Below are 1108 nucleotides of genomic sequence, written 5' to 3'. Positions count from 1 at the left end.
GTCCAGGACAGGTCGGTGTCGCCGGGCGTGTACGCCCCGGCGCGGGCCGACAGCTCCCGCACCGGCTGCTCGGCCGCGTAGGTGTCGGTGACCCGGCGCTGGGCGAGCGCGCCCAGCGGGTCCTTCGCCGGGTCGAGCGGGGCGTTCACCGGCCACCACACGACGACGGGTGCGTCCGGCAGCAGCAGCGGCAGGACCACCGAGTCGGCGTGGTCGGCGGCCTCGCCGTACAGACGCAGGACGACCGTCTCGCCGGTGCCCGCGTCCGCGCCCACCCGCACCTCGGCGTCCAGCCGCGAGGACGTACGGTCGCGCGGGGAGCGGGAGACCCGCTTGATGACCACCAGCGTGCGCGACGGGTGCTCGCGCGAGGCGTCGTTGGCGGCCTTCAGGGCGTCGTAGGCGTTCTCCTCGTCGGTGACGATGACGAGGGTCAGCACCATGCCGACGGCGGGTGTGCCGATGGCGCGGCGGCCCTGCACGAGCGCCTTGTTGATCGCTCCGGCGGTGGTGTCGGTCAGGTCTGTCTTCATGGCCGGCGCCAGCTCCGTCCGTCTCGTGCGAGCATCTCGTCCGCCTCCACGGGACCCCAGGTGCCCGACTTGTACTGCGCGGGCCTGCCGTGCGTGTCCCAGTACTCCTCGATCGGGTCGAGGATCTTCCAGGACAGCTCGACCTCCTCCGTGCGCGGGAAGAGGTTGGCGTCGCCGAGCAGCACGTCCAGGATCAGGCGCTCGTACGCCTCCGGGCTGGACTCCGTGAACGACTCGCCGTAGGCGAAGTCCATGGAGACGTCCCGGATCTCCATCGAGGTGCCCGGCACCTTGGAGCCGAAGCGGACGGTGACGCCCTCGTCCGGCTGGACGCGGATGACGATCGCGTTCTGGCCCAGCTCCTCGGTCGCCGTCGTGTCGAACGGCGAGTGCGGGGCCCGCTGGAAGACGACCGCGATCTCCGTCACCCGGCGGCCGAGGCGCTTGCCGGCGCGCAGATAGAAGGGGACACCCGCCCAGCGGCGGTTGTCGATCTCCAGCTTGACCGCGGCGTAGGTGTCGGTCTTCGACTTGGCGTCGATGCCGTCCTCTTCGAGGTAGCCGATGACCTTCTC

General features: G+C 71.2%; 2 protein-coding genes. Both read right to left on the bottom strand.

Going from position 1 to position 1108, the window contains the following annotated elements; translation table 11 throughout:
• A partial coding sequence (locus ACZ4WH_RS44020) for a glucose-6-phosphate dehydrogenase assembly protein OpcA (protein WP_468191997.1) occupies positions 1-533 on the bottom strand: 533 nt, incomplete at its 3' end.
• Positions 530-1108: glucose-6-phosphate dehydrogenase (locus tag ACZ4WH_RS44015; RefSeq protein ID WP_468191995.1), on the bottom strand; the 579-nt coding region annotated here is incomplete at its 5' end. The genes ACZ4WH_RS44020 and ACZ4WH_RS44015, both read right to left, overlap by 4 nt.

The organism is Streptomyces sp. NPDC029138 (assembly GCF_055564375.1).
Note: the sequence above shows the minus strand (reverse complement) of the source record. Positions and strands in the feature narration are given on the sequence as shown.